The organism is Kitasatospora sp. NPDC057936, from assembly GCF_042887525.1.
Taxonomy (GTDB): domain Bacteria; phylum Actinomycetota; class Actinomycetes; order Streptomycetales; family Streptomycetaceae; genus Kitasatospora.
Window position 1 is genome coordinate 1 of the sequence record NZ_JBHVPD010000192.1, and the last position, 4968, is coordinate 4968.

Consider the following 4968-nt stretch of genomic DNA (forward strand, 5'->3'; position numbering starts at 1 on the left):
GCAGCTGAAGCGAGTTGACGATCGGTCACTTTCGTGACGGTCGGAGTGGCCGCGGGGGGGGGGGGCCCCCCCCGGGGGGGGGGGGGGGGGGGGGGGGGGCCCCCCCCGGGGGGGGGGGGGGGGGGGGGGGGGCCCCCCCCCCCCCCCGGGGGGGGGGCCCCCCCCCGCCGCTCATCGTCTGCGCGGGCGGTGGCGGTGCGACGACGCGGCGCCGTCGCGCGGTCTGCGGGCCGACGCGGGCGGGGCTCGGTCTCGGCCACGGCTCACACCTCCCGCCGACCGCTCGTCCGCCGGGCCTCCCACAGCCGTCCGACCAGTTCCGCCTCCTGCCGGTCGGCCTCCTCCGGGCTGAGGGCGCCACTCCGACGGGCCTCCTCCAGCTCGGCCAGGCGCCGGCGGACGGCCGCCGGGTCATCCAGCTCGCGGCGGGCCTGGGCGTACAGCTGCTCGGCCACCCAGACCACGCCGCGCACGGGCGCGAGCGGCAGGGTGAGGAGCCCGGTGATCAGGCCCATGGACCGGACACCCCCTCGGAACCGCCGCCGACGGCCGCGGGCGCGAAGTCGTACGGCGCCAGCGGCCCGAGGAGGCGGATACCCACCCGCCCGGACCACCCGCGCGCCAGGTCCTCCGCCTCGGCCTCGAAGCGCGCCCAGCGGGTGTGGTGGACCAGGAAGGACACGTCGATCGGCTGGTCCAGGTCCGCGCCCGGGCCCCTGGTGACCGCGACCGCGAGCGGGCCGAGGGTGTCGACCAGGTGGCGCACGTCGGCCTCGCCGCGGTCGGCGATCTCCCGGGCCACCAGTTCGCCCAGCCGGAGCCGGTCGTAGTGGGCGGTGTCCGCCGACAGCGACGCGGTCCGCTCCCGGAGGGCGGCGATGTCGGGGCGGGCGGCGAGGACGTCCCGCAGCACGCGGTCCTCGACGTACGACCCGCGAAGCGTGTACTGGGCGAGGCCGCGCAGGCTCTCCAGCGCGAGGGCGAAGCCCTCCTCGGACGGGCCGAGCAGTTCGTCCACCACGGCCCGGCGGCCGTCGACCACCGAGCCGAACCGGAACGGCAGCACGGGGACCCGGGCGGAGACGACCGAGTCCAGCACCCGGGCGTGCGCGCGGAGGTCGTCCGGCGTTCCCAGGGGTTTGGTCGGATCGACCTCGCTGACCAGCGCGGCGACCCGTCCGCACGGGAGCAGTTCGACCGCCGCCGGGGGTGTGCCCACCCCGCGGACGGCCGTGGGCGCGGCGGCGTCGGCGGGGACGATTCCGTAGACGTAGCAGGCCGGTCCGGTGTCACCGGCGGCCGGTGTGTCGCGGTTCACCGTTCACGCTCCCTGCGTTCGCCGGAGGGCCGGGACCGGCGCCGGGGCCGTTCCTGCGGTTCCTCCTCCTCTTCTCCGTCCCCGTCATCGCGCCCGCGAACGTGGTCGATCACTTCGCTGACGCTCTCCTTGACGCCCTCCAGGGCGCCGCGGGTCTTGCGGCGGGCGCCGCCCTGGCGCATGTCGTCCATCAGTTCCGGCAGGCCCTCCGAGCCGTCCTGCTTCAGATCGAGGCGGTTGACCGCCTCCGCGAAGCGCAGATAGGTGTCCACGCTCGCGATGACGATCCGCGCATCGATCGTGATCAGCTCGATGCCGACCAGCGAGACGCGCACGTAGACGTCGATGACCAGGCCCTTGTCGAGGATCAGGTCGAGGACGTCGGCCAGGCCGCTCGGGGAGGGGCGGTCCAGGTAGTGGCCGGTCCTGGGGGCTACCGTCATCGTCCTCACCTGCCGCTCCGGGCGGGGGCCCGGCGGCGGCTCCGGGGCCGTTCATCGTCGTCCTCGTCCTCGGGTTCGTCCTCGTACTCGTCCTCGTCCTGCTCGTCCTCGTACTCGTCGTCGAAGTCGTCGGCGCCTCCGTCCTCGTCCTGCTCGTCCTCGTACTCTTCGGGTTCGTCCTCCTCCTCGTCGGCGTAGTCCTCGTCGTAGTCGTCCTCAGCCTCCGGCTCGTCCTCGTAGTCCTCGTCGTCGTTCTCGTCCTCATCGCCCCGCTCGCGCTCCTCGTCGTCGGGGGCGCCTCCCGTGTCTTCCGTCTCCTCTGATTCCGTCCCCTGATCGGACTCCTCCTCCAGGGCGTCCTCGTGCGAACGGACGACCTCGCTGTCGCGGATCTCGCCGCGCCAGCCCTCGACGCCGTCGGGATCGAGGATCGTCCGGGTCATCACATGCCGGCGGAAGTGCTTGAGCTCCAGGCGCGCCCGCCGCCCCTGGGCCCGCCAGAGGTTGCCGGTCCGCTCGAAAAGGCCCTTCGGGTGGTACTCGAGGACCAGCAGGATCTTGGTGAGGTTGGGGGCGAGTTCGTGGAAGGTGACCGTGCCGTCGACGTGACCCTTGTCGCCCTTGGAGCGCCACACGATCGTCTCGTCCGGGACCTGTTCGACGATGGTCGACTCCCAGGTGCGGTGGGAGAGGAAGATCCCCGCCTTCCACGTGAGCTTCTCGTCGGATTCCTGGTCCACCTGCTCCAGCCGCTTCGTGAACTGCGGGAAGTCCTGGAACTGCGTCCACTGGTTGTAGGCGACCCGCACCGGCACGCCGACGTCGATCTCCTCCACGATGTTGGTGACCTTGGTGTCCTTGCCGCCGCCCTGCTTCCCGCCCCCGGAGGACAGCGAGAGTCCGTTGGACACGAGGCTCTTCACTCCGGCCGCGCCGGCCCCGAGCAGCTTGCCGACCGGGAGACCCCCACCGCTTCCGCCGCCGCCGTTCTCGGCGTAGTCGACCAGCCGGTCCGCGAGGTCGGCGACCCGGTCGCCGGCCGCCCCCACGGCCCGCTCGCCCAGCGCGGACACGAACTCGCGTGCCTGCTCGATCAGTCGCTCGGTGGGCAGGGCGTCCACGAGGTCGCCGATGCCTCCGATTCCGGGCTCGGCTGCCTGCTTGGCCATCGTCCTCACCTCGACTTCCGTGCGGACGCCCGCGATCCGGCCGTCTTGCGGGCCGGGGCGCTCGTCCTCTTCGCGGCCGAGGGGGCGGTGGTCTTCCGAGCCGCGCTCGCGCGCGGGGCCGCCTTCTTCGCCGGCGCCTTCGCCGTGCTCTTGCGGGCCGGCGCTGCCTTGCCGGACGCCGTGCCCGTGCGCGTCGCCGTGCTCTTGCGGGCCGGCGCTGCCTTACGGGCCGCCGCGCCCGTACGCGTCGCCGTGCTCTTGCGGGCCGGCGCTGCCTTACGGGCCGCCGTGCCCGTTCCGGAGGGCTTGGTCGCCGTCCGGGACCGCGACGAACCACCGCTGGACGAGCTCCTCCCGGACGACGTGCCGGAGCGGGTGCTCCGGGTCTTGCCGGAGTCCTCGGTCTCCTCCTCCGGCTCTTCTTCCGGTTCCTGCTCATCGGACGGTTCGTCGTCCTCGCGGTGCCCGTTGGCCTCGCGCAGCGCCTCGGTCCGTTGTTCCAGCTGGTCGGTCAGCGCGCCGACGCGCCGGGACGCGGCGGCCACGGCCGCCTTCTTGCCCGCGCTCGCCAGCTCGCCCCGCACGTCGCCGACCATCCGCCGGAGCTGCGGCGAGGATTCGAGGAGCTGCGCGACCGCGGCTCCCGGGCTGGTACCCAGTTTCTTGCCGGCCGCCATGCCGGCGAGCGCCAGCGCCCATCGGGCTTTGTGCAACCGCCCGAGGAGGTAGCCGACGCCCACCGCAGCGGCGAGTTTCGCGTTCTTCATGGTCCGTCCCTGGGGGAGGATGTGATCGGGAGCCTTCGGTTCGCAGACCAACGGCCCGGCTCGGTGAACCCCCTCGCCTACCCCGCCGGACCGGCGGGAAACAACGCAGCGTCACCACGTTCCGTGCCGATCCGACCCCGCTCAGACCTCGTCCTCCAGGCGGATCGCGTGCTTCAAGTCCTCCCTGGCCCCGCCCCGGTCGCCCTCCTCCTCCGCCAGGAGAGCCGCCGCTATCGCGTCGAGCTTGCGCTGGATCGCGTGCTCCGCCCTGCGCTCGGCGTTCTTGAGCAGCGCGAGCAGCAGCAGCGTCACCGCCGACATCATGTCGCCCACGAAGTGCTGCCACGAGGACGAGAGTCCGGCGATGTGCACGGCCACGAAGGCGACCACGAGCAGCACGCACAGGGAGTAGAACAGCGGCGAGCTGGTCAGGTTGGAGGCCCGCTCGGCCAGGCGCGCGAAGCTCCCCCGGCCGCGCTCGGCCGGGTGGCTCAGTGTCATGTCCCCGACCTCCCGTCAGTGGCCGAACAAGTGCCGGATCCGGCCGCCCCGCGGCGCCTCGGCCGGCGTCCCGGTGTCCCGGCCGCCCTGCTCCGCCGCCCGTTCCTCCGGCCGGGCCGACCGGGTCGGCACCTCACCGGCCACCGGGACGTCCTCGGCCGCCGGCCGGTCATCGGCCACGGGTGCGACGCGTTCGACCCTGCGCACCCGCCGGGTCGGATACGCCTCCCGGTAGGCCGCGTCGCCCACGACGGGACGGACGGGCCGCCGGATCCGCCGGGCGAGCCCCATGAGGGCGAGCCCCATGCAGAAGACCAGGCCGAGCACCACGCCGGCCAGGAAGACGCCCAGGCTGTTCAGCGTGACCAGGTCGTTGCCCAGGACCGTCGCCTGGTACTCGGGCCCGCCGGCGATGTTGTCCGCGATCAGCAGCCCGATGAAGGCGCCGGACGCCGACATCAGCAGAAGTCCTAGCAGCAACATGGCAATCCCCTTCGTCCCGGTTCGGTGTACGTCGGGTCGCGCCTACCCGGGCCGCCGCGGCCCTAACGCTCCGCTACGGAGGGCTCGTCCACGTCGCCGTGCAGCCGGTAGACCGCGAACGCCCGGCCGATGACCGGCTGCGCCACGTTCCGCACGCGCACGCCGCAAGCCGTGAAGCCGCGCTCGGTGCCGAGGTGCGCGTGGCCGTGGACGGCGAGGTCGGCCCCCGCCGCGTCGATCGCCTCGGCGAGCAGGTAGCTGCCCAGGAAGGGGTAGATCTCCGGCGG

Annotated in this window: 7 protein-coding genes and 1 pseudogene; all 8 read right to left on the bottom strand. The window is 73.5% G+C overall.

Annotated features, from left to right (window positions below; genetic code table 11):
• Nucleotides 1–263 precede the first annotated feature (263 nt).
• Nucleotides 264–515, bottom strand: coding sequence for a gas vesicle protein GvpG (locus ACFVU9_RS45245; protein WP_387603904.1), 252 nt, complete (start codon nucleotides 513–515; stop codon nucleotides 264–266).
• On the bottom strand, nucleotides 506–1318 hold the full coding sequence (locus tag ACFVU9_RS45250) for a GvpL/GvpF family gas vesicle protein (RefSeq protein WP_387603907.1): 813 nt from the start codon (nucleotides 1316–1318) through the stop codon (nucleotides 506–508). The genes ACFVU9_RS45245 and ACFVU9_RS45250 overlap by 10 nt, the downstream gene beginning before the upstream one ends.
• Nucleotides 1315–1761 carry a gas vesicle protein GvpJ gene (gvpJ, locus tag ACFVU9_RS45255; RefSeq protein WP_387603910.1) on the bottom strand — a complete coding sequence of 149 codons (447 nt, stop codon included), beginning with the start codon at nucleotides 1759–1761 and terminating at the stop codon, nucleotides 1315–1317. Before gvpJ ends, ACFVU9_RS45250 begins: the two co-directional genes overlap by 4 nt.
• Nucleotides 1762–1766: 5 nt before the next feature.
• The gene (locus ACFVU9_RS45260; RefSeq protein WP_387603913.1) at nucleotides 1767–2930 is read right to left on the bottom strand and encodes an SRPBCC family protein; all 1164 of its coding nucleotides are present in this window, start codon (nucleotides 2928–2930) and stop codon (nucleotides 1767–1769) included.
• A 5-nt stretch (nucleotides 2931–2935) separates the two neighbouring features.
• Entirely contained in the window at nucleotides 2936–3697 is a 762-nt protein-coding gene (locus tag ACFVU9_RS45265) for a hypothetical protein (RefSeq protein ID WP_387603916.1), read from the bottom strand.
• Nucleotides 3698–3838: 141 nt separating this feature from the next.
• Nucleotides 3839–4198, bottom strand: coding sequence for a low affinity iron permease family protein (locus ACFVU9_RS45270; RefSeq protein ID WP_387603919.1), 360 nt, complete (start codon nucleotides 4196–4198; stop codon nucleotides 3839–3841).
• A gap of 15 nt (nucleotides 4199–4213) precedes the next feature.
• Nucleotides 4214–4681, bottom strand: a complete 468-nt coding sequence (locus ACFVU9_RS45275; protein ID WP_387603922.1) for a hypothetical protein — start codon at nucleotides 4679–4681, stop codon at nucleotides 4214–4216.
• Nucleotides 4682–4743: 62 nt separating this feature from the next.
• A pseudogene (locus tag ACFVU9_RS45280) lies at nucleotides 4744–4968 on the bottom strand (metallophosphoesterase); the annotation flags it as partial.